This window comes from Streptomyces sp. NPDC007863, assembly GCF_040633895.1.
GTDB lineage: Bacteria > Actinomycetota > Actinomycetes > Streptomycetales > Streptomycetaceae > Streptomyces.
The window spans coordinates 153643-180279 of the sequence record NZ_JBEYEI010000003.1 but is presented as its reverse complement, the minus strand read 5'-3'; the positions used below and the strand labels follow the sequence as shown (position 1 = coordinate 180279).

Annotated in this window: 24 protein-coding genes; 7 read left to right on the top strand and 17 right to left on the bottom strand. The window is 73.6% G+C overall.

The genetic code is table 11. The features are described from left to right. Positions 1–4: 4 nt before the first annotated feature. From ABZ621_RS05885 to ABZ621_RS05825, 13 genes are all read right to left on the bottom strand, one after another. Positions 5–409: a YccF domain-containing protein gene (locus ABZ621_RS05885; protein WP_360601140.1), complete on the bottom strand. Its 405-nt coding sequence runs from the start codon at positions 407–409 to the stop codon at positions 5–7. Beyond that, positions 406–1269, bottom strand: coding sequence for a zinc metalloprotease HtpX (gene htpX, locus ABZ621_RS05880; protein WP_360601138.1), 864 nt, complete (start codon positions 1267–1269; stop codon positions 406–408). The genes ABZ621_RS05885 and htpX overlap by 4 nt, the downstream gene beginning before the upstream one ends. A gap of 154 nt (positions 1270–1423) precedes the next feature. Next, a complete protein-coding gene (gene mscL, locus ABZ621_RS05875) occupies positions 1424–1900 on the bottom strand; it encodes a large conductance mechanosensitive channel protein MscL (protein WP_360601136.1) in 477 nt (158 codons plus the stop codon). A 34-nt stretch (positions 1901–1934) separates the two neighbouring features. Then, on the bottom strand, positions 1935–3458 hold the full coding sequence (locus ABZ621_RS05870) for an NADH-quinone oxidoreductase subunit N (protein WP_360601134.1): 1524 nt from the start codon (positions 3456–3458) through the stop codon (positions 1935–1937). Next, positions 3458–5035: an NADH-quinone oxidoreductase subunit M gene (locus ABZ621_RS05865; protein ID WP_360601132.1), complete on the bottom strand. Its 1578-nt coding sequence runs from the start codon at positions 5033–5035 to the stop codon at positions 3458–3460. The genes ABZ621_RS05870 and ABZ621_RS05865 overlap by 1 nt, the downstream gene beginning before the upstream one ends. A 3-nt stretch (positions 5036–5038) precedes the next feature. Further along, positions 5039–7018 carry an NADH-quinone oxidoreductase subunit L gene (locus tag ABZ621_RS05860; RefSeq protein WP_360601130.1) on the bottom strand — a complete coding sequence of 660 codons (1980 nt, stop codon included), beginning with the start codon at positions 7016–7018 and terminating at the stop codon, positions 5039–5041. After that, positions 7015–7374, bottom strand: a complete 360-nt coding sequence (nuoK, locus tag ABZ621_RS05855) for an NADH-quinone oxidoreductase subunit NuoK (RefSeq protein WP_360601128.1) — start codon at positions 7372–7374, stop codon at positions 7015–7017. Before nuoK ends, ABZ621_RS05860 begins: the two co-directional genes overlap by 4 nt. Further along, positions 7374–7931, bottom strand: coding sequence for an NADH-quinone oxidoreductase subunit J (locus ABZ621_RS05850; RefSeq protein ID WP_360601126.1), 558 nt, complete (start codon positions 7929–7931; stop codon positions 7374–7376). The genes nuoK and ABZ621_RS05850 overlap by 1 nt, the downstream gene beginning before the upstream one ends. Continuing rightward, on the bottom strand, positions 7928–8503 hold the full coding sequence (locus tag ABZ621_RS05845) for an NADH-quinone oxidoreductase subunit I (protein ID WP_360601124.1): 576 nt from the start codon (positions 8501–8503) through the stop codon (positions 7928–7930). The genes ABZ621_RS05850 and ABZ621_RS05845 overlap by 4 nt, the downstream gene beginning before the upstream one ends. After that, a complete protein-coding gene (locus ABZ621_RS05840) occupies positions 8504–9466 on the bottom strand; it encodes a complex I subunit 1 family protein (protein ID WP_360601122.1) in 963 nt (320 codons plus the stop codon). Then, on the bottom strand, positions 9459–10682 hold the full coding sequence (locus ABZ621_RS05835) for an NADH-quinone oxidoreductase subunit C (protein WP_360601120.1): 1224 nt from the start codon (positions 10680–10682) through the stop codon (positions 9459–9461). Before ABZ621_RS05835 ends, ABZ621_RS05840 begins: the two co-directional genes overlap by 8 nt. Then, the gene (locus ABZ621_RS05830; protein WP_360601118.1) at positions 10679–11272 is read right to left on the bottom strand and encodes an NADH-quinone oxidoreductase subunit B family protein; all 594 of its coding nucleotides are present in this window, start codon (positions 11270–11272) and stop codon (positions 10679–10681) included. Before ABZ621_RS05830 ends, ABZ621_RS05835 begins: the two co-directional genes overlap by 4 nt. Then, the gene (locus tag ABZ621_RS05825; protein WP_189948350.1) at positions 11263–11655 is read right to left on the bottom strand and encodes an NADH-quinone oxidoreductase subunit A; all 393 of its coding nucleotides are present in this window, start codon (positions 11653–11655) and stop codon (positions 11263–11265) included. The genes ABZ621_RS05830 and ABZ621_RS05825 overlap by 10 nt, the downstream gene beginning before the upstream one ends. Before the next feature lie 166 nt (positions 11656–11821). Between ABZ621_RS05825 and ABZ621_RS05820 the strand changes: the two genes are divergently transcribed. From ABZ621_RS05820 to ABZ621_RS05800, 5 genes are all read left to right on the top strand, one after another. Beyond that, positions 11822–13006, top strand: a complete 1185-nt coding sequence (locus ABZ621_RS05820) for a sensor domain-containing protein (RefSeq protein ID WP_360601115.1) — start codon at positions 11822–11824, stop codon at positions 13004–13006. Positions 13007–13159: 153 nt separating this feature from the next. Next, the gene (locus tag ABZ621_RS05815; protein ID WP_360601113.1) at positions 13160–14446 is read left to right on the top strand and encodes a sensor domain-containing protein; all 1287 of its coding nucleotides are present in this window, start codon (positions 13160–13162) and stop codon (positions 14444–14446) included. A gap of 148 nt (positions 14447–14594) precedes the next feature. Then, positions 14595–15254, top strand: coding sequence for a response regulator transcription factor (locus ABZ621_RS05810; protein ID WP_360601589.1), 660 nt, complete (start codon positions 14595–14597; stop codon positions 15252–15254). A gap of 322 nt (positions 15255–15576) precedes the next feature. After that, entirely contained in the window at positions 15577–17514 is a 1938-nt protein-coding gene (locus ABZ621_RS05805) for a 2-oxoacid:acceptor oxidoreductase subunit alpha (RefSeq protein ID WP_360601111.1), read from the top strand. Further along, positions 17507–18559, top strand: a complete 1053-nt coding sequence (locus tag ABZ621_RS05800) for a 2-oxoacid:ferredoxin oxidoreductase subunit beta (RefSeq protein WP_360601109.1) — start codon at positions 17507–17509, stop codon at positions 18557–18559. The genes ABZ621_RS05805 and ABZ621_RS05800 overlap by 8 nt, the downstream gene beginning before the upstream one ends. 51 nt (positions 18560–18610) lie before the next feature. On the opposite strand, the gene ABZ621_RS05795 is transcribed toward ABZ621_RS05800, so the two are convergent. The 4 genes from ABZ621_RS05795 to ABZ621_RS05780 form a co-directional block, all read right to left on the bottom strand. Next, positions 18611–20809 carry a bifunctional serine/threonine-protein kinase/ABC transporter substrate-binding protein gene (locus ABZ621_RS05795; RefSeq protein ID WP_360601107.1) on the bottom strand — a complete coding sequence of 733 codons (2199 nt, stop codon included), beginning with the start codon at positions 20807–20809 and terminating at the stop codon, positions 18611–18613. Between the two features lie 3 nt (positions 20810–20812). Further along, positions 20813–23020: a bifunctional serine/threonine-protein kinase/ABC transporter substrate-binding protein gene (locus ABZ621_RS05790; protein ID WP_360601587.1), complete on the bottom strand. Its 2208-nt coding sequence runs from the start codon at positions 23018–23020 to the stop codon at positions 20813–20815. A gap of 125 nt (positions 23021–23145) precedes the next feature. Beyond that, entirely contained in the window at positions 23146–23973 is an 828-nt protein-coding gene (locus tag ABZ621_RS05785; RefSeq protein WP_360601104.1) for a hypothetical protein, read from the bottom strand. Positions 23974–24056: 83 nt separating this feature from the next. Then, entirely contained in the window at positions 24057–24452 is a 396-nt protein-coding gene (locus tag ABZ621_RS05780; protein WP_360601102.1) for a helix-turn-helix domain-containing protein, read from the bottom strand. Positions 24453–24571: 119 nt separating this feature from the next. On the opposite strand from ABZ621_RS05780, the gene ABZ621_RS05775 reads away from it, so the two are divergent. After that, complete coding sequence (locus ABZ621_RS05775; RefSeq protein WP_360601100.1) at positions 24572–25459, top strand: SDR family oxidoreductase; 888 nt, start codon at positions 24572–24574, stop codon at positions 25457–25459. 75 nt (positions 25460–25534) lie between these two features. Further along, positions 25535–26569, top strand: a complete 1035-nt coding sequence (gene rarD, locus ABZ621_RS05770) for an EamA family transporter RarD (RefSeq protein WP_360601098.1) — start codon at positions 25535–25537, stop codon at positions 26567–26569. Positions 26570–26637 lie beyond the last annotated feature (68 nt).

The following is a 26637-nucleotide window of genomic DNA, read 5'->3' as shown; positions in this document are numbered from 1 at the left end:
GGACTCAGAAGCCGGTGCGGGCGGGGCCGTACGCCTGGTCCGTGGGGACGATGTCCTTGCCGAGGGGCAGCAGGGAGACGGGGATGAGCTTGAAGTTCGCGAGGCCGAGCGGGATGCCGATGATCGTGATGCAGAGCGCGACGCCGGTGACGATGTGGCCGATGGCGAGCCACCAGCCGGCGAGGATCAGCCACAGGACGTTGCCGACGCAGGAGGCGGCGCCGGCGCTCGGCTTGTCGACGACCGTGCGGCCGAAGGGCCAGAGGGCGTAGAGGCCGATGCGGAAGGCGGCGAGGCCGAAGGGGATGCCGATGATGGTGATGCAGAGGAGGACGCCGGCGAGGAGGTAGCCGAGGAACAGCCAGAAGCCGGAGAGGACGAGCCATATGACGTTGAGGATGGTCTTCACGGGCGGTGTCCTGCCATCTCTTCGAGCCGGGCGATCCGCTCGGCCATGGGCGGGTGGGTCGAGAACATCTTGGAGAGTCCCTTACCCGGACGGAAGGGGTTCGCGATCATCATGTGGCTCGCGCTCTCGATGCGGGGCTCGGGCGGCAGCGGAAGCTGCTTGGTGCCGGCTTCGAGCTTCCTGAGGGCGTCGGCGAGGGCGAGCGGGTCGCCGGTGAGCTGGGCGCCGGAGGCGTCGGCCTCGTACTCGCGGGAGCGGGAGACGGCCAGCTGGATGATGGAGGCGGCGATCGGACCGAGGATGAGGATCATCAGGTAGCCGAGGAGGCCGGGTCCTTCGTCGTCGCTGGAGCGGCCGACGGGGATCAGCCAGGCGAAGTTGACGAGGAACATCACGACGGAGGCGAGTGCTCCGGCGACCGAGGAGATGAGGATGTCCCGGTTGTAGACGTGGCTCAGCTCGTGGCCGATGACGCCGCGGAGTTCGCGCTCGTCGAGGAGGGAGAGGATGCCCTCGGTGCAGCAGACGGCGGCGTTGCGCGGGTTGCGTCCGGTGGCGAAGGCGTTGGGCGCCTGGGTCGGGGAGATGTACAGGCGCGGCATCGGCTGGCGTGCCTGGGTGGAGAGCTCCCGGACCATCCGGTAGAGGGCGGGGGCCTCGAATTCGCTGACGGGGCGGGCGCGCATGGCCCGCAGCGCCAGTTTGTCGCTGTTCCAGTACGCGTACGCGTTGGTGCCGATCGCGACGACGAGTCCGACGATCAGGCCCGTACGGCCGAAGAAGCTGCCGATGACGATGATGAGGGCGGAGAGCCCTCCGAGGAGTACGGCGGTCCTCAGCCCGTTGTGCCGGCGGTGCACGGTACGCCCTCCAAGTGGTGCGGCAGGGGAACCCTTTGCTTCGTGGTCCACGCGTCCAGTGGACCCTCACGTACTGGTCAACGCCAGGCGGGAGGCTGCGGTTCCCCCGGCCGCACCGGGGAGGGATGACGCCGTCCGGGTGATCAGGGCCGGGTCAGCGCGCGGCGGGGACCTTGTCGGCGCCCGTGGCGAGGCCCGCCTTGACGAGGGCGTCGGCGACCGGCTCGACCTCGCTGGTGCAGTGGGCACAGCGGGAGGCGATGGCCGGGATCTCCGCGTAGCAGCGGGGGCAGTCGCGCTTCTCGGACTTGGGGTCGGCGGCCTCTTCCTTCGCGAACCTCTCCTGGACCTTCGCCATGGGGACGACGAAGAGGAAGTAGAGGACGAGGGCGGTGATGGCGAAGGCGATGGTGGCGGCGATGGCGAGGCCGTACGGGAAGACGGTCTTGCCGACGCTGAACTTCGCCTCGCTGAAGTCGCCGACGGAGCCGGTGGCGAGGCCGATGAGCGGGGTGATGAACGCCTTGCTGAAGCCGGTGACGACGGCCGTGAACGCCGAGCCGACGGCCAGGCCGATGGCCATCGAGACGACGTTCCCGCGAAGTATGAAGTCCTTGAATCCGTTCAGCACGGGGTGTTGCTCCTAGAGGGGGGTGCGTGGGGGGTCAGAACAGGCCGGTCGTCGCGAAGCGGAGGACGAACTGCGGGTAGCCCGACAGGACGGCTCCGACGACGGCGGTCAGCGCGATCGCCAGGGTGACGGGCGCGGGGGCCCGGCGCCGCTCGGTGGCGATCGCGTCCTGGGGCGTGCGGAACAGCAGGGCCGTCCACCGCAGGTAGTACGCGAGGCCGATGACGACGTTGACGCCCATGACCACGGCCAGCCAGCCGAGGCCCGCGTCGACGGCCGACGAGAAGACGGTCACCTTGGCGAAGAGGCCGATGATACCCGGGGGCAGACCGGCCAGATTCAGGAGGAAGAAGGCGAGCGCGAGGGCGGCGGCGGGGCTGGTGGCGTACAGCCCGGCGTGGTCGGTGATCCGCTTGCCGGGGTGGGTGCGGGCGACGAGGGCGACGACCGCGAAGGCGCCGAGGTTCACGACGGCGTACATGAGGGCGTACGCGACGGTGGCGCCGACCTGCTCGTCGCTGGAGTACGCGGCGGCCCCTATCGGCACCAGGAGGTAGCCGGCCTGGGCGACGGAGGACCAGGCGAGCAGCCGGACGGCGCTCCGCTCGCGGGTGGGGTCCTGGCGGAGGGCGGCGACGTTGCCGGCCGTCATGGTGAGGGCGGCGAGGACCGCTATGGCCGGGCCCCAGACGTCGGCGTACGTGGGGAAGGCGACGACCGTCACCAGGATGAGTCCGGTGAAGCCGACGGCCTTGCCGACGACCGACAGGTACGCGGCGACGGGCAGCGGGGCGCCGCTGTAGGTGTCGGGGACCCAGAAGTGGAAGGGGACGGCGGCGACCTTGAAGGCGAAGCCGACGAGGGTGAGGGCGACGCCGGTCTGGGTGAGGGTCTGGAACGGTCCGGGGACCCCGTCGAGGCGGGCGGCGATCTCGGTGAGGTGGAGGGTGCCGGTGGCGGCGTAGACGAAGCTCGCGCCGAGGAGGGTGACGGCGGTGGCGGTCACCGAGGAGAGGAAGAACTTGAGGGCGGCCTCGCCGGAGCGGCGGTCGCCGCGCTTGAGGCCGACGAGCGCGAAGGCCGGCAGCGAGGCCACCTCCAGGGCGACCACGAGGGTGGCGAGGTCGCGGGCGGCGGGCAGCAGGGCGGCTCCGGCGGCGGAGGACAGCAGCAGGAACCAGTACTCGCCGGCCGGGAGCTTCTCGCGGGTGGCGGGCAGCGAGAGCAGGCCGGTGAGCAGCGCGCCGCCGAGCACCAGGAGCTGGATGACCAGGGTGAAGTGGTCGGCGGTGTAGCTGCAGCCGGCGGTCTGGACGTGGCCGGCGGTCTGGGCGCCGGGGGTGAGGCAGAAGGTGGCCCGGTCGCCGGCGCGCAGCGGCAGCAGCAGGACGAGGGCGGCGGCGAGGCCCGCGAGGGAGATCCAGCCGAGGAGCTGCTTGCGCGCGGCGGGGAGGAAGAGGTCGGCGACGAGGACGCCGAGCGCCACCAGGGCGGTGAGGGTGGGGGGCGCGATCGTCGCCCAGTCGACGGACTGGACGAGCGAGGCGTCGGCGGTCATCACTGGGTGCCTCCCGCGAGGAGCTGCTGGACGGCCGGGTCGGTGAGGCCGAGGAGGACCGCGGGCCAGAGTCCGGCGAGGACGGTGAGGGCGACGAGCGGGGTCCAGGCGGCCAGCTCGTACGCCTGGATGTCGGCGAGCTCGGGCTCGCCGGCCGGGCGCGGGCCGCCCATGCAGACGCGGCGGACCACGATCAGCAGGTACGCGGCGGTGAGCAGGGTGCCGAGGCCGCCGAGGACCATGAAGACGAGGTACGCGGGGCGGTTGAGCCCCTCGGCCGGGTCGAAGGCGGCGAAGAGGGCGAGCATCTCGCCCCAGAAGCCGGCCAGGCCCGGGAGGCCGAGGGAGGCGACGGCGGCGAAGGCGAGGAACGCGCCGAGGCGGGGGGCGCGGCCGTAGAGGGCGGCGCCGGTGGCCCCGGCGAGGGTGTCGAGGTCGGCGGTGCCGTACCGGTCCTTCACGGCGCCGACGAGGAAGAACAGCAGGCCGGTGATGAGGCCGTGGGCGATGTTGGCGAAGAGCGCGCCGTTGACTCCGGTGGGGGTCAGGGTGGCGATGCCGAGGAGCACGAAGCCCATGTGGCCGACGGAGGAGTACGCGATCAGCCGCTTGAGGTCGCCCTTGGCGCCGGGCCGCGCCAGGGCGAGGCAGGCGAGGGAGCCGTAGACGATGCCGACGGCGGCGAAGGCGGCCAGGTAGGGCGCGAGGGTGCGCATGCCGTCGGGGGCGATGGGCAGGGCGATGCGGACGAAGCCGTACGTGCCCATCTTGAGGAGCACTCCGGCGAGGAGGACCGAGCCGACCGTGGGGGCGGCGGTGTGGGCGTCCGGCAGCCAGGAGTGCAGCGGCCACATCGGGGTCTTCACGGCGAGCCCGAGACCGATCGCGAGGACGGCGGTGACCTGCACCGACGTGGTCAGTCCGCGGCCGTTGTCGGTGGCGAGCGCGACCATGTCGAAGGTGCCGCCCTTTATCCCGACGAGGAGCAGGCCGAGCAGCATGATCACGGAGCCGAGCAGCGTGTAGAGGATGAACTTCCCGGCGGCGGCCCGCCGGCCCTCGCCGCCCCAGCGGGCGATGAGGAAGTACATCGGGACCAGGACCATCTCGAAGGCGAGGAAGAAGAGGACCAGGTCGAGGACGGCGAAGGTGGCGAGGGTGCCGGCCTCCAGGACGAGCAGCAGCGCGACGAAGGCCTTCGGGGACGGGCCCGTGGGCGGCTTGAAGTAGGAGTACAGCGCGCAGAGGAAGGTCAGCAGCGCGGTCAGCACCAGGAGGGGGAGCGAGATGCCGTCGACGCCGAGGTGGATCCGCACGTCGAGCGCCCTGATCCAGGTGATGTCCGTGGTCGCCTGCATCCTCGACGGCTGGTCGTGGTCGAAGCCGAGGGTGAGGACGAGCGCGGCGAGGAGGATCGCGCCGGTGACGGTGACGCCGTGGCGGAGCACGGCCTGGTCGGGCGACTTCCCCTTCAGTCCGGGCGGGGCGGGCAGGAGCGCGGCGGCGGCGCCGAGGAGCGGCGCGACGACGGTGAACGCGAGGAGGAACTGCATCACGGACGGGCTGATATCGATCACGGCTCACGCTCCGGCGAAGGCGTTGGCGAGGGCGACGGCGGCGATCGCCAGGACGACGGAGCCGGCGAGCAGGGCGCTGAGGTAGGTCTGCACGTTGCCGGTCTGGGCGCGGCGGACGAGCCATCCGAGGCCCTTGGCGGTGTTCGCGGCGCCGCTCACGTAGGTGTCGACGACCTCGCGGTCCAGGAAGCGGACCAGGGACGCGGCGCCGAGCACCGGGCGGACGAACACCTTCCGGTAGAGCGCGTCCAGGTGGAAGCCGTCGGCGGCCGGGCCGTACAGCGGGCCGAGGAGGGCACGGCCGGGGTCGGCCGGGTCCTCGGCGGGGTGCGGCAGGTGCAGCGCCTCGGCCTCGACGAGACCGGCCTCGGCGTCCGGGTGGGCGACGTGCGGGATCTTCACGGCGGGTACGGCCCTGGCGGCGAGGGTGCGCCGGACGGCGTACGTCACGGCGCCGCCGGCGACGGCGAGGCAGGTGCCGAGGACGGCGGTGGTGAGCGTCGGGGTGAGGGCCTCGCCGTCGAACCAGTCGTCGAGGTAGGCGGCGCTGAGCCCGAAGCCGAGGGACGGGATCGCGAGGACCCACAGGACGGAGGTCATGGCGATCGGCTGGCGTCCGTGGTCCGGGGCTTCGGCGCCCCGGCCGCGGAAGGTGCGCAGCCAGAGGCGGAGCGCGTACGCGGCGGTGAGGAGGGCCGTCAGCAGGCCCGCGACGAGGACGGTCCAGCCGGCCCCGGCGGGGACGCCGGCCCGGTCGCCGAGCGCGGTGTGCTCGGCGGCGACCAGGACGGCCTCCTTGGAGAAGAAGCCGGCGAAGGGCGGGATCGCGGCGAGCGCGAGGAGGGCGACGGTCATCGTCCAGTACGCGTCGGGGATCCGCTTCGCCAGGCCGCTCATCCGGGACATCGCGGTGAGCGAGTTGGTGCCGGCGGCGTGGATGACCGCGCCGGCGGCGAGGAAGAGCAGCGCCTTGAAGGCGGCGTGCGACAGGAGGTGGAAGACGGCGGCGCCCCGGTCGCCGACGGCGAGCGCGCCGGCCATGTAGCCGAGCTGGCCGATCGTCGAGTAGGCGAGGACCCGCTTGATGTCGTCCTGGGCGAGGGCGGCGAGCGCCGAGCCGACCATGGTGACGGCGGCCATGACGGCGAGCACGGTCATCGCGGCGGCGGAGGCGGCGAAGACAGGCAGGAGCCGGGCGACGAAGTAGATGCCGGCGGCGACCATGGTGGCCGCGTGGATGAGCGCGGAGACCGGCGTCGGGCCGGCCATGGCGTCGGGGAGCCAGGTGTGCAGCGGGAACTGCGCGGACTTCCCGGCCACGCCGGCGAGCAGGAGGAGGGCCACCAGGGTGGGGTGGTCGAGGCCGCCGCTCACGACGGTGGAGAGGATGCCGTCGATGCGGAAGGTGCCGGCGTCGGCGGCGAGCGCGAAGAGCCCGAAGAGGAAGGGGACGTCGCCGAGCTTGGTGACGAGGAAGGCCTTCAGGGAGGCGGAGCGCGCCTCGGGGGTCTCCCAGTAGTGCCCGACGAGGAAGTACGAGCAGATGCCCATGATCTCCCAGCCGACCAGGAGGACCATCAGGTCGCCCGAGTAGACGACGAGGAGCATCGCGGCGGTGAAGAGGGAGACGAGGGCCGCGTACGAGGGGTAGCGCGGGTCCTCGCGGAGGTAGCCGGTCGAGTAGATCTGCACGCAGCTCGCGACCACGCCGACGAGGACGGCGACGAGGGCGGCGAAGCCGTCGATGTGGAGGCCCAGGGTGATCGGCACGGAGCCGGTGGGCGTCAGCTCGGTGGCGGCCTCGATCACCGTGTTCCCGCCCTGGCGGACGGCGACGAGGACGGCGAGGACGGCGGCGGCGAGCGTCGGGAGCACGGCGAGCGGCCGGACGAAGCCGGGCGCGGTGCGGCCCAGGGCGAGTCCGGCGGCGGAGCCGAGGAAGGGCAGGGCGGGGACGAGGGCGGCGAGGGTCGTGGTGGTCACGCGGCGGCCTCGGCCTTCTCGTCGGTGCTCTCCGGGGTCTCGGTCTCGGGGCGCTCCGCCGTGTCGCGGAGGCGGTCGACGTCGGCCGTGCCGCGGTTGCGGTAGACCATCAGGACGATCGCGAGGCCGATGCCGATCTCGGCGGCGGCGATGGCGATGGTGAAGAGGGTGAGGGCCTGGCCGGCGTGGAGGGCGTCGCGGAGCCAGACGTCGAAGGCGACCAGGTTGAGGTTGACGGCGTTGAGCATCAGCTCGACCGACATCAGGACCAGGATCGCGTTGCGGCGGGCGAGGACGCCGTACAGGCCGACGCAGAAGAGGAGCGCGGCGAGGACGGCGGGGTAGGCGAGGTGCATCAGTCCCGCTCCCCTTCCGGCTTCTTGCGGGACAGGACGATGGCGCCGACCAGGGCGGCGAGCAGCAGCACCGAGAGCGCCTCGAAGGGCAGCACCCAGTGCCGGAAGAGGATCTCGCCGGTCACTCCGGTGGAGCCGCGCGCGGGCCCCTCCAGGTCGATCCAGCTCTTGCGGAAGGCGTCCCAGACCACCCAGACGAGCGCCGCGGCGGCGGCCGCGGCGACGGCGAGGGCGACCGGCCGGTTGGCCGAGTCGGCGTCCGGTGAGCGGCCGATGGGGGCCTTGGTGAGCATGAGCCCGAAGAGGAGCAGGACGACGACGGAGCCGACGTAGATCAGGACCTGGACCCAGGCGATGAACTCGGCGGTCAGCAGGAGGTACTCGACGGCGAGGCCGCCGAGCGCGACGACGAGCCAGAGCGCGGCGTGCACGAGCTGCTTCGTGGTGACGGAGACGACGGCGGCGCCGAGGGTGACGAGGCCGACCAGGAGGAAGGCGATCTCGACGCCGGTGGGCGAGAGGAAGCCGGGGTGGGCCGGCGGGGCGGCGAGGATCACTGCGGGCCCTCCTGCTGCGGGGTCTCTGCTGCGGCCTGGGCCGCCGCCGCGGCGGTGGCGGCCTTCTCGGCGGCCTTGCGGGCGGCGGCGATCTCCTTGGGCTCCTCGGCCCCCGGGTCGAGCGCGGGCGGCTCGGGGACCGTCCACATCCAGTCGCGGAGCTTGTCGCGCTCGTGGGTGAGCTCCAGGATGTCGGTCTCGGCGTACTCGAACTCCGGCGACCAGAAGAGGGCGTCGAAGGGGCACACCTCGATGCAGATCCCGCAGTACATGCAGAGGGAGAAGTCGATGGCGAAGCGGTCGAGGACGTTCCGGCTGCGCTCGCGGCCGCCGGGGGCGGCGGCCGGGACCGTCTCCTTGTGGGAGTCGATGTAGATGCACCAGTCGGGGCACTCGCGGGCGCACAGCATGCAGACCGTGCAGTTCTCCTCGAACAGCGCGATCACCCCGCGCGAGCGGGGCGGCAGCTCGGGCTGCGCGTCCGGGTACTGCGCGGTGACCGTCTTCCGGGTCATCGTGCGGAGGGTGACGGCGAGGCCCTTGGCGAGGCCGGAGCCGGGGATCGGAGCCATTTACTGGATCGCCACCTTCACGATGCCGGTGAGCGCGATCTGCGCGAGGGCGAGCGGGACGAGGGTCGTCCAGGCGAGCTTCTGGAGCTGGTCCTCGCGCAGGCGCGGGTAGGAGACCCGCAGCCAGATCACGACGAAGGCCAGGACGGCGGTCTTGAGCAGGGTCCAGAGCCAGCCGAGGCCGTCGTCGCCCCAGGGGCCGTGCCAGCCGCCGAGGAAGAGGACGGTGGTGAGGCCGCAGAGGACGACGATGCCGGCGTACTCGGCCAGCAGGAAGAGCGCGAAGCGGAGGCCGGTGTACTCGGTGTACGCGCCGAAGATGATCTCCGAGTCGGCGACCGGCATGTCGAACGGCGGGCGCTGGAGCTCGGCGAGGCCCGCGACGAAGAAGACGAGCGCGCCGACGATCTGCCACGGCACCCACCACCACTCGAAGGCGTCGAGGACGCCGGTGAGGGAGACGGTGCCGGCGGCCATCGCGACGGACGCGGCGGCGAGCAGCATCGGCAGCTCGTACGCGAGGAGCTGCGCGGCCGTGCGCAAGCCGCCGAGCAGCGAGAACTTGTTCGCGGACGCCCAGCCGGCCATCAGGCTGCCGAGCACGCCGACGCCCATGACGGCGAGCGCGAAGAAGATCCCCGCGTCGACGACCGCGCCGACGGAGCCCGGTGCGACCGGGATCGCGACGAGCACGAGGAGGTACGGGAGGAGGGCGACGGCCGGCGCGAGCTGGAAGACCCGCCGGTCGGCGTCCTTCGGGACGACGTCCTCCTTCTGCGCGAACTTCACGCCGTCGGCGACGAGCTGGGCCCAGCCGTGGAAACCACCGGCGTACATGGGGCCGAGCCGGCCCTGCATGTGCGCCATCACCTTGTGCTCGGTCTGCCCGACGACGAGCGGCAGCACGAGGAACGCGACGAAGACGAGCAGCAGCCGCACGGCGACATCGAGTGCGTCAGTCACGCGGATCGCCTCCGGCGGGGTCGGGGTCGGGGTGGGTGTCGGGGTCGCGGTCGGACTCGGTGCCGGGCTTCGCGTCGGGCTTCGCGTCCGGTACGGGCTCGGTGGCGGGCTTCGCGTCCGGTGCGGGCTCGGAAGCCGGGGGCTCGGCGTCCGGCGCGGGCGGTGGCGACGGCTCGTCGAACGCCGGGACGGCGTGGTGCCACGGGGCGTCGGTGCTGCGGGTGCGCGGGGGCGGCGAGGCGGAAGGCGGGGCCTCCCCGGCCTCCGACGGCTCCGCCGCCTGCTGGCTCGCCGACCCCTGGCTCGCGCTGCGCGTGCGGCGCGGGCCCGCCGGGGCCACCGGGGTCTCGGGGGCCACCGGGGTCTCAGGGCCCGGCGTGGTCTCGGGGGCCGGTGTGGTCTCGGGGGCCGGTGTGGCCTGCTGGCTCGCGGAGCCCTCCGACGCGGAGCGCGTACGGCGGGGCGGTGCCGCCGCCGGCTCCGGGGCCGCCGGGGTGGCCTGGCTCGCCGAGCCCTCGGAGACGGAGCGGGTGCGGCGGGCCGGGGTTTCCTGGCCGGCCGAGCCTTCCGTGGTGGTGCGGGTGCGGCGGGGGCGGTCGGCGGCGGCGCCTCGGGCGGGGCGTTCGGGGGCCGGGGGGAGCTGGCCCTTGAGCGGACCCCACTCGTTGGGGTCGGGGACGCCGGGCGGGAGCATCTGGCGGCGCTTGGGGCCGCCGTCGTGCGACTCGCCCGGCTCCTTCGCGCCCGGCCACGCCTTGGCGACGCGGGCGGCGAGGACGAAGTCCTTGCGGAGGGGGTGGCCCTCGAAGTTCTCGGGGAGGAGGAGCGGCGTGAGGTTCGGGTGGCCCTCGAAGACGACGCCGAACATCTCGTGCGTCTCGCGCTCGTGCCAGGCCGCGCCCGCGTACACGCCGATGGCGGTGGGGAGGGTGGCCGCCTCGTGGGGGACGGTCGTGCGGAGGAGGAGACGGCGGGGGGTGCCGCCGAGGGCGACGACGTGGGCGCAGATCCGGAAGCCCGTGCCCGGTTCGTCCACCGCGCTCAGCCAGTCGAAGTACGTGCAGCCGAGGGTGTCGCGGGCCGTGCGGAGGGCGTCGGTCCAGGCCGCCGGGGGGACGTCGACCGTCAGGAGGTCGTAGGCGTGCTCGGCCGTCGCCTCCGGGCCGAAGACGTCCGTGACCGCGTCCGGGAGGGTCGCGTACGGGTCGGTGCTCATGCCTCGGCTCCCGGGGGCGTGACGAGGGGGCTGGTCAGCTGCGCGACCGTGGGCGCGGCGGCGTACCGCTCGCCGAGGTTCTCGCGGGCGATCTTCTCCTGGAGCTTGAGGATGCCCTGGAGCAGCGCCTCGGGGCGGGGCGGGCAGCCGGGGACGTACACGTCGACCGGGATGATCTGGTCGACGCCCTTCGTCACGGAGTACGAGTCCCAGTACGGGCCGCCGCAGTTCGAGCAGGCGCCGAAGGAGATCACGTACTTCGGCTCGGGCATCTGCTCGTAGAGCCGCTTCACGGCCGGGGCCATCTTGTCCGTCACCGTGCCGGAGACGATCATCAGGTCGGCCTGGCGGGGGCCGGGCGCGAAGGGGATCACGCCGAGCCGGATGAAGTCGTGCCGGGCCATGGACGCGGCGATGAACTCGATCGCGCAGCAGGCGAGGCCGAAGTTGAAGACCCAGAGGCTGTAGCGGCGGCCCCAGTTCAGGACCACCTTCATGGGCTCGGGGGCCAGCCGGGAGAGCGTGCCGAGCTTCGGTGCCGGCAGGGGCACGGCGCCGCCTGCGGAGGTGCCGTCGGGTGTTACGTCCATGCCAGGACGCCCTTCTTGTAGGCGTAGAGCAGCCCGACGGCCAGGAAGCCGAGGAAGACGAACATCTCGACGAGGGTGGTGGCGCCGTAGCCGGGCGCGGCGAAGACCGTCGCCCATGGGAAGAGGAAGATCGAGTCGACGGCGAAGATGACGTAGAGGAAGGCGTAGACGTAGTAGCGGACCTGGGTGTGGGCCCAGCCCTCCCCCACCGGGTCGACGCCGCACTCGTAGGTGAGGAGTTTCTCCGGGGTCGGCACGACGGGCCGGAGGAGCCGGCCGGCGCCGAAGGCGACCGCGACGAAGAGCACGCCGACGACGGCGAGCAGCCCGACGACGGAGTACGTATCGAAATATCCCGCCGCGACTACGGTCGGTTCCCGCACGTCCGCCGCCCCTCTCGGTCCCTCGCCGGTTTCCTGGCCAAATTCACCGACGCGAGTCTAGGCCCTGCTAAAAGGAGCGTAAGCAGGTGCGGGTGGGGTTATCCCCCCTGGCCGACACCCACCTCCCCCATGGCCCGGAGCGGGCGGGGGACGGCAGGCTGGGGGCATGACCGCTGATCACCCGAGCCCTTCCGCCCCCGCCGTCGCGGCCGTGGACCCGCCCGCGCGGCGGCGGACCGCGTACGGGAAGGAGACCTGGAAGGAGATCTCCTTCCTGCTGCTCAACCTCCCCACCGCCCTCGTCGGCTTCGTCTACGCCGTCACCACGGTCGCCGTCGGCGTCGCCCTGTCCGTCACCGTGATCGGTCTGCCGCTGCTCGCGGCCGGTCTGGCGGGCGCGCGCGGCATCGGCCGGTCCGAGCGGGCCCGGGCGCGGGCGCTCCTCGACGCGGACGTGGCGGAGCCCTCGCCGCTGCCGCGGCCGGGCGGCGCGCTGCCGTGGCTGTGGTCGCGGCTGAAGGACCCGGTGGCGTGGCGGACGCAGCTGTACGGGCTGATGCGGCTGCCGTGGGGGGTCGTCACCTTCTCGGTCACCCTGGTGTCGCTGGTGGCGCTGTGGCCGGTGCTGCCGTTCATCGCGCGGGGCCTGGCGGCGGCGGACCGGGGCATGGTGCGGGGTCTCCTCTCGCCCTCGGACGAGCTGGAGCGGCGGATCGCCGAGCTGGAGTCGGACCGGGGCGTGGTCGTGGACACGGCGGCGGCCGATCTGCGGCGGATCGAGCGGGACCTGCACGACGGGGCGCAGGCGCGCCTCGTGGCGCTCGCGATGGGGCTCGGGCTCGCGAAGGAGAAGCTGCACGAGGACCCGGAGGCGGCGGCCGAGATGGTCGCGGAGGCGCACGGCGAGGTGAAGCTGGCCCTCCAGGAGCTGCGGGACCTGGCGCGGGGCATCCACCCGGCGGTCCTCACCGACCGGGGGCTCGGCGCGGCGCTGTCGTCGCTGGCGGGCCGGTGCACGGTGCCGGCGACGGTGACGGTGGACCTGCCGGAGCGGCCCGCGGAGGCGATCGAGGGGATCGCGTACTTCACCGTCTCGGAGCTGCTGCAGAACGTGTCCAAGCACGCGAGGGCCCGGACGGCCTCGGTGGAGGTGTGGCGGGAGAAGGACCGCCTGCTGCTCCAGGTGCGGGACGACGGCGTCGGCGGCGCGCGTCCCGACGGCCCCGGCACGGGCCTGGCGGGCCTGGCGGAGCGCCTCGGCGCGGTCGACGGCCTGCTGGTCGTGGACTCCCCCGAGGGCGGCCCGACGACGATCACGGCGGAACTGCCGTGGCGGGCGCGACAGGGCTGACGGGTCGAGCGGAGCGAGCAGGCCTCCCCGTCTCCCCGCCCCCCGGCGGTAGGGATATCCCCCCTCGGGAGACGCCGACCCGCCTCATGGTGCCGGCGGGGTCCCGGGCGGAACCCTGGACACGTACCCAGTGACGAGCAGAAGGACCTCTCCATGGAATCGAGCCTCGTTCCCGCCGCGCTCCGGGCGCCCTTCCAGGGGCGGACCTGGCGCGGGTTCCTGTTCACCCTGGTGGGGCTGCCGCTGAGCGTGCTGTGGTTCGCACTCGCCGTCGCCCTGACCTCGACGGGGCTCGGGCTGCTGATCACCTTCCTCGGGGTGCCGGTGCTGGCCGCCTCGCTGACCGTGTGCCGGGCCTTCGGCGCGGTGGAGCGGGCCCGGGTGCGCGGGCTGCTCGGGGCGCACGTGGCCGCGCCGGAGCCGGTGCGGGGGCGGACGGGCGGGGCGTTCTCGTGGATGGCGGCGACGCTGCGGTCGGGGGCCTCGTGGCGGCACCTGCTGTACGCGCTCGTGCACTTCCCGTGGGCGGTGTTCTCCTTCTCCGTGTCCCTGACGTTCTTCACGTGGGGCTGGGGACTGTTCACGTATCCGCTGTGGCGGTGGGTCTTCCCGGCGTACCTCGGCCAGGACGGCATCCAGCTGTACGGGGACGAGACCCACGCCCTGTACCTGGACTCGCCCTTCGAGATCGCCGTCACCTGCGGGATCGGTCTGCTGTTCGTGCTGGCGTGGCCGCCGGTGGTGCGGGGCCTGACGGCCGTGGACCGGTTGCTGGCGGCGGGTCTCCTGGGGCCGGGGCGGCTGGCGGAGCGGGTGACGGAGCTGGAGTCGGACCGGGGCGCGGTCGTGGACACGGCGGCGGCGGACCTGCGGCGGATCGAGCGGGACCTGCACGACGGGCCGCAGGCGCGCCTCGCGTCGCTGGCGATGGACCTGGGTCTCGCCCGGGAGACGCTGGCGAGCGATCCGCGGGCGGCGGCGGTCCTCGTGGACGAGGCGCACGGCGAGGTGAAGCTGGCGCTGAAGGAGCTGCGGGACCTGGCGCGGGGCATCCACCCGGCGGTCCTGACCGACCGGGGCCTCGACGCGGCGCTGTCGTCGGTGGCGGCCCGCTGCGCGGTGCCGGTGTCGGTGACGGTGGACCTGCCGGGGCGGCCGGTGGCGGCGATCGAGGGCCTCGCCTACTTCACGGTGACGGAACTCCTGGAGAACGTGACCCGGCACTCCCGGGCCCGGCGGGCCTCGGTGGACGTGTGGCGGTCGGGCGCGCGGCTGATGCTGCAGGTGCGGGACGACGGCGTCGGCGGCGCGGACCCGGCGCGCGGGCAGGGGCTCGCGGGGCTCGCGGAGCGGCTGCGGTCGGTGGACGGCGTGCTGGCGGTGGACTCGCCGGCGGGCGGCCCGACGACGGTCACGGCCGAGCTCCCCTGGCGCGCCTGACGCGCGTGCCCCGGTCCCGTGTCCCGGCGGGGGCTTTCCTGCGATGCTTGATCACGCGGCGCCGACCGGGCCGCGTGATCGGGCATCGCAGGACCAGCGCAGGGACTTGGGGGCGGCGGACGTGGGCGTGGGAGAGGTGGCGGACCGGGTGCGGGTGGTCATCGCCGAGGATTCGGTGCTGTTGCGCGAGGGGCTGACGCGGCTGCTCACGGACCGGGGGCACGAGGTCGTCGCGGGGGTCGGGGACGGCGAGGCGCTGGTGAAGACGGTGGCGGAGCTCGCGGACGCGGGCGAGCTGCCGGACGTGGTGGTGGCGGACGTGCGGATGCCGCCGACCCACACGGACGAGGGGGTGCGGGCGGCGGTGCGGCTGCGGGCGGAGTACCCGGAGCTCGGCGTGCTCGTGCTGTCGCAGTACGTGGAGGAGCAGTACGCCACCGAACTGCTGGCCGGTTCCACGCGGGGCGTGGGCTATCTGCTGAAGGACCGGGTCGCGGAGGTGCGCGAGTTCACCGAGGCGGTGGTGCGGGTCGCGGAGGGCGGTACGGCCCTGGACCCGGAGGTGGTGCAGCAGTTGCTCGGCCGCAGCCGGCAGCAGGACGTGCTGGCCCATCTGACCCCGCGCGAGCGGGAGGTCCTGGGCCTGATGGCCGAGGGGCGGACGAACTCGGCGATCGCGAAGCAGCTGGTCGTGAGCGACGGCGCGGTGGAGAAGCACATCGGCAACATCTTCCTGAAGCTGGGCCTTTCGCCGAGCGAGGGCGACCACCGCCGGGTCCTGGCGGTGCTGACGTACCTCCGGTCGTGAGCCGGTCGCCCGCCGCACCGAGGGCACCGGGCCGGTTCGGCGCCCGAAGGCCTTGATCTTCTGACACCCTGTCAGATACGCCCCCTTCGGACACCTGTCCGGATCTGGAAGGGGGCTCGTGCGGGCCTGGGGCGGGCCTAGGGCGGAAGAACGAGACGGAATGCCGCGTTCCGGAGCAATCCGGGTAGGCGCAGAACAGGACAATGTAAGGCAAAAGGGCATCTGAGACAGAGGCCCACCATGTGAGAAGTCCCGGGAAGGCCCACCTCACCGTCGTAGGGTGGGCCGCAGAGTCCCGCTTGCCGCTAGGGAGGTCCAGTAAGTGACCAGCCAGGTCAGTAGCGAGGCCGGTGAGGCCCTGCTCGGGGAGCAGCGCAGCGCCCCGGTGGAGGGCCATGACGGCGCCGAGAAGGAAGTCCGTCGGCTCGACCGGGTGATCATCCGTTTCGCGGGTGACTCCGGTGACGGCATGCAGCTCACGGGTGACCGGTTCACCTCCGAGACGGCGTCCTTCGGGAACGACCTGTCCACGCTGCCGAACTTCCCGGCCGAGATCCGGGCGCCCGCCGGCACCCTGCCCGGCGTCTCCTCCTTCCAGCTGCACTTCGCCGACCACGACATCCTGACCCCCGGCGACGCGCCGAACGTGCTGGTCGCGATGAACCCCGCCGCGCTCAAGGCGAACATCGCCGACGTGCCGCGCGGCGGCGAGATCATCGTCAACACGGACGAGTTCGCGAAGCGGGCCATGGCCAAGGTCGGGTACGCGGAGAACCCCCTGGAGGACGGCTCGCTGGACGGCTACCGGGTCCATCCGGTGCCGCTGACGACGCTGACCATCGAGGCGCTGAAGGAGTTCGGGCTCTCCCGGAAGGAGGCCGAGCGGTCGAAGAACATGTTCGCGCTCGGGCTGCTCTCCTGGATGTACCACCGGCCCACCGAGGGCACCGAGGCGTTCCTGCGGCAGAAGTTCGCGAAGAAGCCGCAGATCGCCGAGGCCAACGTGGCCGCGTTCCGGGCCGGCTGGAACTTCGGCGAGACGACCGAGGACTTCGCCGTCTCCTACGAGGTCGCCCCCGCCACCCGCGCGTTCCCCACGGGCACGTACCGGAACATCTCCGGGAACCTCGCCCTGTCCTACGGCCTGATCGCCGCGAGCCGGCAGGCGGAGCTGCCGCTCTACCTGGGCTCGTACCCCATCACCCCGGCCTCGGACATCCTGCACGAGCTCAGCAGGCACAAGAACTTCGGCGTGCGGACCTTCCAGGCGGAGGACGAGATCGCCGGCATCGGCGCCGCGCTCGGCGCCGCCTTCGGCGGCTCGCTCGCGGTGACGACCACCTCCGGTCCCGGTGTGGCCCTGAAGTCCGAGACGATCGGCCTCGCGGTCTCCCTGGAGCTGCCGCTCCTCGTCGTCGACATCCAGCGCGGCGGCCCGTCCACCGGCCTGCCCACCAAGACCGAGCAGGCCGACCTGCTCCAGGCCATGTACGGGCGCAACGGCGAGGCCCCGGTGCCGATCGTCGCCCCGAAGACGCCGGCCGACTGCTTCGACGCGGCCCTGGAGGCGGCCCGGATCGCCCTCACCTACCGCACCCCCGTCTTCCTGCTCTCCGACGGCTACCTCGCCAACGGCTCCGAGCCCTGGCGGATCCCCGACGTCGACGCCCTGCCCGACCTGCGCACCGCCTTCGCCACCGGCCCGAACCACACCCAGGCCGACGGCACCGAGGTCTTCTGGCCGTACAAGCGCGACCCGGAGACCCTGGCCCGCCCCTGGGCCGTCCCCGGCACCCCCGGCCTCGAACACCGCATCGGCGGCATCGAGAAGCAGGACGGCACCGGCAACATCTCGTACGACCCCGCCAACCACGACCTCATGGTCCGCACCCGGCAGGCCAAGATCGACGGCATCGACGTCCCCGACATCGAGGCCGACGACCCGGACGGCGCCCGGACCCTGGTCCTCGGCTGGGGCTCGACGTACGGCCCGATCACCGCCGCCGTGCGCCGCATCCGCCGCGAGGGCGGCCACATCGCGCAGGCCCACCTGCGCCACCTCAACCCCTTCCCGAAGAACCTCGGCGAGGTCCTGAAGCGGTACGACAAGGTCGTCGTCCCCGAGATGAACCTCGGCCAGCTCGCCACCCTGATCCGCGCCAGGTACCTCGTCGACGCCCGCAGCCACAACCAGGTCAACGGCATGCCGTTCAAGGCCGAGCAGCTCGCCGCCGCCCTCAAGGAGGCCATCGATGCCTGAGAACCTGCTGCGTCTGGTGCCCAAGGCCGAGGCCGCCCAGTCCATGAAGGACTTCAAGTCGGACCAGGAGGTCCGCTGGTGCCCCGGCTGCGGCGACTACGCCGTGCTCGCCGCCGTCCAGGGCTTCATGCCCGAACTCGGCCTGGCGAAGGAGAACATCGTCTTCGTCTCCGGCATCGGCTGCTCCTCGCGCTTCCCGTACTACATGAACACCTACGGGATGCACTCCATCCACGGCCGCGCCCCGGCCATCGCCACCGGCCTGGCGACCTCCCGCCGCGACCTGTCGGTGTGGGTGGTGACCGGCGACGGCGACGCGCTCTCCATCGGCGGCAACCACCTCATCCACGCCCTGCGGCGCAACGTGAACCTGAAGATCCTGCTCTTCAACAACCGGATCTACGGCCTCACCAAGGGCCAGTACTCCCCGACCTCCGAGGTCGGCAAGATCACCAAGTCGACCCCGATGGGCTCCCTCGACGCCCCCTTCAACCCGGTGTCGCTGGCCCTCGGCGCGGAGGCGTCCTTCGTGGCCCGGACCGTGGACTCCGACCGCAAGCACCTCACCGAGGTGCTGCGCCAGGCCGCCGACCACGACGGCACGGCGCTGGTGGAGATCTACCAGAACTGCAACATCTTCAACGACGGCGCCTTCGAGGTCCTCAAGGACAAGGACCAGGCCAAGGAGGCCGTCATCCGCCTGGAGCACGGGCAGCCGATCCGCTTCGGCGCCGAGCTCGACAAGGGCGTCGTCCGCGACCCCGCCACCGGCGACCTGGAGGTCGTCACGGTCACCGCGGAGAACGAGTCCCGGATCCTCGTCCACGACGCCCACGCCGCGTCCCCGACGACCGCCTTCGCCCTCTCCCGCCTCGCCGACCCCGACACCCTCCACCAGACGCCCATCGGCGTCTTCCGCTCGGTGGAGCGCCCGGTCTACGACACCCTCATGGCCGAGCAGCTGGACAAGGCCGTGGAACAGCAGGGCGAGGGCGACCTCGGCCGGCTCCTCGCGGGCAACGACACCTGGACCGTCGTCGGCTGACGGCCCGTCCGGAGCTTTTGAGGGGCGCGGCCGGGTCACCGGCCGCGCCCCTCAGCCCGTCGGGGAGGCCTTGAGGCGTTCCCGCTCCTTCTCGTTCGCCTCCTGGAAGCGGCCGAGGCAGCGCGGGGCGCCCTTCTCGATCCGGTACGCGAACACCTCGTCGAGGAAGCGGTAGTTGCGCACCGAGTCGAAGGCGTACCGCTTCGTCACCCCGGTGTACGTGCCCTCGGCGACCCGGCGGGCGATGCCTTCGCGCCGCACCTCCAGCCGGTCCTTCAGCAGCGCCTCGACGGCCTGGGCGTAGACGTGGACGGTGTCGTACGCCTCGGCCGCGTACCGCTCGACGGGCGTGGCGGCGGGGATCCGCCAGCGCTCGCGGTAGGCGGCGGCGAAGGCCCGGGCGCCCGGGAGCACCTCGGGGTCGACGTAGCTGGCGCCGATGTACCAGCCCTCGGCCGCGGATCCGGCGGTGGCGAGGAACTCCGGCTCCAGGAGGGTCTCGATGCCGCCGCACAGCCCGCGGAATCCCGCCCGGACGAGCGCCCGGGCGCAGAGCCCGGCGCGGCGCGGGGAGATCCCGGCGTAGAGGACGGCGGCGTCGTCGGTGGCGCCGAGGGCCCGGACGACGGGGGCGAAGTCCTCGCTGTCCGCGGCGGCCTGGACGCGGGACACGGTGATGTCCTCCTGTCGGAGGGTGGTCTCGGCGTCGTTGGCGAGGTACCAGGCGGGGGCGCCCGCCTCAAGGTCCTCGACGATCACGTACCGCTGGATGCCGCGGACGAGGGCGGCGGTCGAGAAGGCGATCTGGAGCGTGGTGCCGATCGGCCGCATCTCGAAGTAGACGCCGGTCAGGAGCAGCGAGGAGAGCCGGCCCTGGTCGACGCCGGTGGCGACGGCGGCGCAGACCAGGCCGGTGCGCTGGTGGACCGGCACCGCGGCGATGATCGCCTCCGCCGTCGTGGGGCCGAGGAGCGCGACGACGGACCGGTCGGCGCCGAACGCCTCGGCGGCCGCGACGGCCCGGCGCGGGTCGCCGGCGTCGTCGCGGACCCGCACGGCGAGGTCGAAGGGGCGGTCGGGACGGGCGTTGAACCGCTCGACGGCGAGCCGTGCGCCCCGTTCCTGGGCACGCCCGTCGGCCTTGCGGGGACCGCTGAGGTCGGTCTGGACGCCGATCGTGTACGTGGCGAGGGTGCGGGCGCCGTTGCCGGTGGGGGTCCCGGTGCCGGTGGGGCGGGTGGCGAGCCAGGCGGTCAGACCGCCGGCCCCGGCGACGAGCGCGGCGGCGCCGCCGATGACCAGCCGCCGCCGGGACGGGCCGCGCGGGGGTTCCGCGGGCACCAGCGCCGTCGGTTCCGGGACGGGCAGGTCGAGGACGCGGGCGGAGCGTTCGGCGATGAGGGCGGGCAGCCCGGCCGGGAGCAGGGCGCCGGTCGGTCCCCCGGTGCCGCCGAGCGCGTCCCGGACGGCCTCGGCGGTGGGCCGGGCGGCCGGGTCCTTGGCGAGGCAGGCCGCCACCAGGGGCCGCAAGGAGGCGGGTACGGCGTCGAGTTCGGGTTCCTGGTGGACGGTCCGGTAGACGACCGCCGCCACCGTGCCGGTGCCGAAGGGGCGTTCGCCGGTGAGGACGTAGGCGAGGACGCAGCCGAGCGCGAACACGTCGGCGGGCGGGCCGACTTCGCCCGCTCCGGTGGCCCTGGCCTGTTCGGGGGCGAGGAAGCCGGGGGTGCCGATCATGGCGTCGGTGGCGGTGAGGGCGGTGGCCCCGGCGGTGCGGGCGATGCCGAAGTCGATGAGCCGGGGGCCGTCGAGGGCGAGGAGGACGTTGGCGGGCTTCACGTCCCGGTGGACGAGACCGGCCGTGTGGAGGTCGGCGAGGGCGTCGGCGAGCCGGGCGCCGAAGGCCCGGACGGCCGGTTCGGGCAGGGGCCCGTGCAGGGCGACGGCCTCGGCGAGCGAGGGGCCGGGGACGTACTCGGTGGCGAGCCAGGGTTCGCGGGCCTCCGGGTCCGCGCCCAGGACGCGGACGACCCAGCGGCCGGTGATCCGCTCGGCGGTGCGGGCCTCGCGGCGGAAGCGCTCGCGGAAGGCGGGATCGGCGGCGTGTTCGGCGCGGATCACCTTGACGGCGGCGAGCGCGCCGCCGGGGGTGCGCGCCAGGTAGACGACGCCCATGCCGCCGGCGCCGAGCCGGCCGAGCAGCCGGTGGCCGGCGACGGCGGAGGGGTCGGACCGGTGGAGCGGGCGCACGGGTCAGCCGCCCGCCTTCCGGACCGGGGTGGCGGGCGCGGCGCCGAGGGACCGGTACCGCCCGCCCTCGACCCGGTGGAGGAAGGTGCCGACGCCCTTGAGGTTGCCGTCCTCCTCGAAGGAGTAGCCGCCCATGACGCCCTGGTGGACGGCCTTGCGCAGGAGGGGCGCGAGGGTGGTGCGGTCGGGGCGCTTGCCTGCCTTCTCGTACGCCTTCTCGACCTGCTGGGCGAGGAGGAGCGTGACGTCGTACGCCTCGCCCGCGTACCAGACGGGGGCGGCGCCGTAGCGGGCGCGATGGGCGGCGAGGAAGGCGGCGGCCTCCTTGCGGGCGGTCGGGTCGGCGACGGGCGCGCCCAGGGTCCAGCCCTCGGCGGAGCGGCCCGCGTCGCGCAGGAAGCGGTCGCCGAAGACGTGCTGTCCGGCGAAGCGGGGGCCGGTGAAGCCGAGCGCGTCGAGGGCCTTCGCGGCGCGGATGGCGGCGGGCAGGAGCCCGGCGTGGACGTACGCGTCGATGCCGGCGTCCACCATCTCGCCGATCACCCGCTCCAGCCCCTTGGCGCCGCCGGGGATCACCCGGGGGTGCGGCTGGATCCCGCCCTGCTTGAAGCCGAAGCCGGCGCCGACGACGAACTGCCAGGAGTACGGGTCGTCGGTGCGTTCCTGGAGGAGTCCGGGCCGGGCCGGGCGGTGGACGGACTGCGCGTGGTAGGCGATGTGCATCCCGTTGAAGGCGTGGATGGGGCAGGCCCGGACGATGCTGCGGCCCTGGTTCTGGACGGGGTTGACGAGCAGGTTGAGCCCGGCGGAGACGGTGACGACCGGGAGCAGGGCCTCGTCGTAGGCGGGCAGCGCCTCCTGGCCGGTGTAGTCGTGGCTGGGGCCGATGATGCCGAGGACGTCCGGGTCGGCGGTGAGGGCGCGGGCGGCGGCGAGGGCGCGGGTCCGGTCGCCGCGGTCGTCGGAGACCTTCACGTCGAGCGTGAAGGGCTTGTCCGCACGGGAGTTGAAGGCTTCGACGGCGAGGCGGACGCCGCGTTCCTGGGCCTGGCCGACCTCCTTGCCGGGTCCGCTGAGATCGGCCTGCACGCCGATGGTCCACCGGCGGGCCTTCGGCGGGGGCGTGCCCTTCGCGTCCGGGCGGTCGTCGCGGCCCCGGAGGGCCCACCACGCGGCGCCTCCGGCGGCGGCGACGCCCGCGGCCGAGGCGAGCAGCAGGAAGCGGCGGCGGCCCGTGGCGGGGCGCGGTGCGGGGGCGCCGGGGGCGCCGGCGGCGGTCGCGTCGATGTCGGGGAGGGCGAGCATGCGGGCGGAGCGCTCGGCGATGGTGCGGACGACGGGGTCCGGCAGCCAGTCGGCGGCGGTGCCGGGGGTGTCCACGACGAGCCGTGCGGCGAGCTGCTCGGCGGTGGGCCGGGCGGCCGGGTCCTTGGCGAGGCAGTCCCGCAGGAGGGGGAGCAGCCCGACCGGTACGCCGGCGAGGTCGGGCTCGTCGTGCACGGTCCGGTACATGAGGGCGTCGACGGCGCCGGTGCCGAAGGGCGGGCGGCCGGTGGCGGCGTAGGCGAGCAGGCAGCCGAAGGCGAAGACGTCGGAGGCGGGTCCGACGTCTTCGGTGCGGGCCTCCGCCTGCTCGGGCGCGAGGAAGCCGGGGGTGCCGACGACCATGTCGGTGCCGGTGAGCGCGGTCTCCCCCGCGGGGTCGGCGGCGCGGGCGATGCCGAAGTCGATGAGCCGGGGGCCGTCGACGGCGAGCAGGACGTTGGCGGGCTTCACGTCCCGGTGGACGAGCCCGGCGGCGTGGACGGCCGCGAGCGCGCGGGCGACGGCGCCGCCGAGGACGCGCAGGCTCCGCCCGGGCAGGGGTCCGTGGGCGACGATCGCCTCGCCGAGGGAGGGTCCGGGCACGAAGGCGGTGGCGAGCCACGGCTCCGGCGCCTCGGCGTCGGCCCCGAGCACCGCGACGGCCCACGGCGACACCACCCGCCGCGCCGCCTCGACCTCCCGCCGGAACCGAGCCCGGAAGTCGGCCCGTTCGGCCCGGTCGGCGAGCGTCACCTTCACGGCGGCCAGCTCGCCCGCGTCCGTACGGCCCAGGTACACGACGCCCATGCCGCCGGCACCGAGCCGCCCGAGCAGGCGGTACCCCGCGATCCCGGAGGGGTCGGCCGGCAGGAGAGGGGCGAGGTCCCCGGGCCGGGAGTCGGGCACCGGAACGGCGGGGGCGGCCGCCGGGGCCCCATCGCGGGGGCCGTCCGGAGCGGCTGGGGACTCGTCCCGGGGTGGGGCGGGGGTGCGCGGGGTGTCGTCCTCGCGGGGGGTGTCGTCCGGGGCGGTCACTGGGTTGCCTCCAGGGCGGTCTCGGCGCGGATGAGCATGGCGACCGAGGCGTGGGCCATCGCGGTGGCCAGTTCCTGTTCCTCGTGGCCGGCGGCCCCCTTGGCGGAGACGGCGACGGTCACCTGGCCGAGCCGGGACTGGGACCAGCCGTAGTAGTGCTCGCCGGGGACGCCGTCCTTGAGGTACTTCCCGCGCTCGTTGACGGTGTCGGAGGCGGTGGTGTTGCCGCCGACGCCGTAGGCGTTGCCGAGCGACATGAGGCCGGAGACGCGCTCGCCGGCGCGCAGGAGCTGGTCGGGGCAGCGCAGGGCCTCCTCCAGCGTCTCGGCCATCTCCCAGTCGGCGGCGTCCTCGGTGCGGTGGACGGTGACGGTGGAGGTGACGCGCACGGTGCCCTTGCCGCCGGAGGCGGGGAGCTCCATGTAGGCGGTGACGCTGTGGAGGACGGTGGACGGCGGGGCGCCGTTCTCCCAGTCGCAGCCCTCGGCGAGGACCGGCCAGTAGCCCTGAGGGCTGAGGTACGGGGTCCGGGCGACGTAGCCGGGCCCCCAGGAGCCGGGCCCGCCGGACAGGATCGTGGTCGCGAGGCGGGCCGCGTCGGCCGGGGTCTTCGGGGCACGGGCCGGGTCGGGGACGAAGTCCAGCGCTGTCGGCTTGGCGCCGGGGTCCGGGGACGCCGGGGACGTCTCCGGCTTCGCGCTCGCGGACGGGCCCGGGGCCGTACGGGACGGGGGGTCTCCCCCGCCGCCGTCCGAGCATCCCGCCAGCAGCATTCCGCCCGCCAGGACGGCACAGCAGGAACGCGACAGCCATGCGTAGGACACGATTCCCCCACTCCCCGCTCACACGATTCCCCCAGGGGGCACGATCGTATGCGCGGAGGGGCCAAGTCCGGGGCGTTACAAGGTCATTGGCCGCGGCTCTCGTCGTAGCGGGCGCGGGCCGCCTCGACGTCCGGGACCAGGGACTCGGTCCAGAGGGCGAGGGCCTTGATCCGCTGGGCGGCGTCCTCGCCGAGGGGGGTGAGGGTGTAGTCGACACGGGGCGGGATGACGGGCTTGGCGTCGCGGTGGACGAAGCCGTCCCGCTCCAGGGTCTGGAGCGTCTGCGTGAGCATCTTCTCGCTGACGCCGCCGATCCTGCGCCGCAGTTCGCTGAAGCGGTACGAGCGCTCCAGGAGCGCGATCAGGACGAGGACGCCCCAGCGGCTGGTGACGTGCTCCAGGACGAGCCGGGACGGGCACATGCTGCCGTCGACGTCCGCCAGCAGGGGCCTCGCCTGGACCTCGGTACTCACCTTCATGCCAGTACCTTACTTCAAAGTGGGTACTTTCGATTGGTTAGTGCCCGACGTACGGTGAGTGTGTTCGTCCCTCCGCCCCCGTCCCCCACTCCCCCACTCCCCCTCCGAAGGAATCCCCCATGCGCATCGTCGTCACCGGAGCCACCGGACAACTCGGCCGTCTCGTCGTCGACGCCCTCCTCGCCGACCCGGCCGTCCCCGCCGGGTCCGTCGCCGCCGTCGTACGGAACAAGGAGAAGGCCGCCGACCTCGCGGACCGCGGCGTCGAGCTGCGGATCGCGGACTACGGCCGGCCGGAGACGCTGGCCGGGGCCTTCGAGGCGGGCGACCGGGTGCTGCTGATCTCCGGCAGCGAGGTCGGGCAGCGGGTGCCGCAGCACGCCGCCGTGATCGACGCGGCCAAGGCGGCGGGCGTGGCCCAGCTCGCGTACACCGGGATCCTGGGCGGCCCGGAGGCCGACTTCGACCTGGCGGCGGAGCACAAGGCGACGGAGGAGCTGATCCTCGCCTCCGGCCTGCCGTACACCTTCCTGCGCAACGGCTGGTACAGCGAGAACTACACCACCAACCTCGCCCCCGTCCTCGCCCACGGCGCCGTCGTCGCCAACGCGGGCGAGGGCCGGGTCGCCTCCGCCACCCGCGCCGACTACGCGGCCGCCGCGGCGGCCGTGCTGACCGGGCCGGCCGAGGAGCACGCGCGGCACCTGAACCGTGCGTACGAACTGAGCGGCGACGAGGCCTGGTCGCTCGCCGAGTACGCGGCGGAGATCGCCGCCCACAGCGGGCGCCCGGTCGCGTACACGAACGTGCCGGCCGAGACCCACCTGGAGATCCTGACCGGCGCCGGGGTCCCGGACTTCTTCGCGGCGATCCTCGTGGACGTGGACGCGGCGATCGGGCGCGGCGCGCTGGCCGTCCGGACCGGCGACCTGGCGCGGCTGATCGGCCGCCCGACCACCCCGATCGGCACGACGGTCGCCGAGGCGCTCAAGGTCATGACCGTATAGCGGTACACACATGACAGCCTGCCCTGTGCGGCGCTACCGTCTTCGGGACAGCGCGGCGCAGGGCGGGAGGCATTCATGGGCAGCACCGGAAGAAGCGCGGTGACCGGGACCGCGGGGACGGGCGGCGAGACCGGCGCGGGCGGCGAGAACCGCGCCGGCCTCGTGTACGGCGTCGCCTCCTACGCGATCTGGGGCCTGGTCCCGCTCTACTGGCCCCTGCTCAAGCCCGCGAGCCCGGGCGAGATCCTGGCCCACCGGATGGTGTGGTCCTTCGCCTTCGTCGGCCTGGCCCTGCTGACGCTGCGCCGCTGGGGCTGGATGAAGGAGCTGCTCGCCGACCCGCGCAAGCTCGGCCTGCTGACGATCGCCGCGACCGTCATCACCGTGAACTGGGGCCTGTACATCTGGTCGGTCAACAACGGCCACGTCGTCGAGGCCTCGCTCGGCTACTTCATCAACCCCCTCGTGACGATCGCGCTCGGCGTCCTCGTCCTGAAGGAACGCCTCCGCCCCGCGCAGTGGGCGGCCGTCGGCATCGGCTTCGCCGCCGTCCTCGTCCTGGCGATCGGCTACGGCCGCCCGCCGTGGATCTCCCTCGTCCTCGCCTTCTCCTTCGCCGTCTACGGCCTGCTGAAGAAGCAGGTGAACATCGGCGGCCTGGAGTCCCTGGCGGCCGAGACCGCCGTCCTCTTCCTGCCCGCCCTCGGCTACCTGGTCTTCCTCGGCTCGCGCTCCGAGCTGGCCTTCGGCACGGAGGGCGCCGGCCACATGGCGCTCCTCGTGTCGACCGGCATCGTCACCGCGGTCCCGCTGGTCTGCTTCGGCGCGGCGGCCATCCGGCTCCCCCTCTCCACGCTCGGCCTGCTGCAGTACCTGGCCCCGACGTTCCAGTTCCTCCTCGGCGTCGCGTACTTCCACGAGGCCATGCCGCCCGAGCGCTGGGCCGGCTTCTCCCTGGTCTGGCTGGCCCTGACGCTCCTCACCTGGGACGCCCTCCGCACCGCCCGCCGCAGCCGCGCGGCCGTCGTCCGCGCCGCGGAGTCGGCGGCGGAGCGGCTGGCGGAGGAGGCCGCGACGGCCACGGCCCCCGTGCGCGAGCCCCGCGGCTGACCGGCCGCCCCCGTCGCACACCGAAGGCCCCGCCCGATGATCCGGGCGGGGCCTTTCCCGTACGCGCG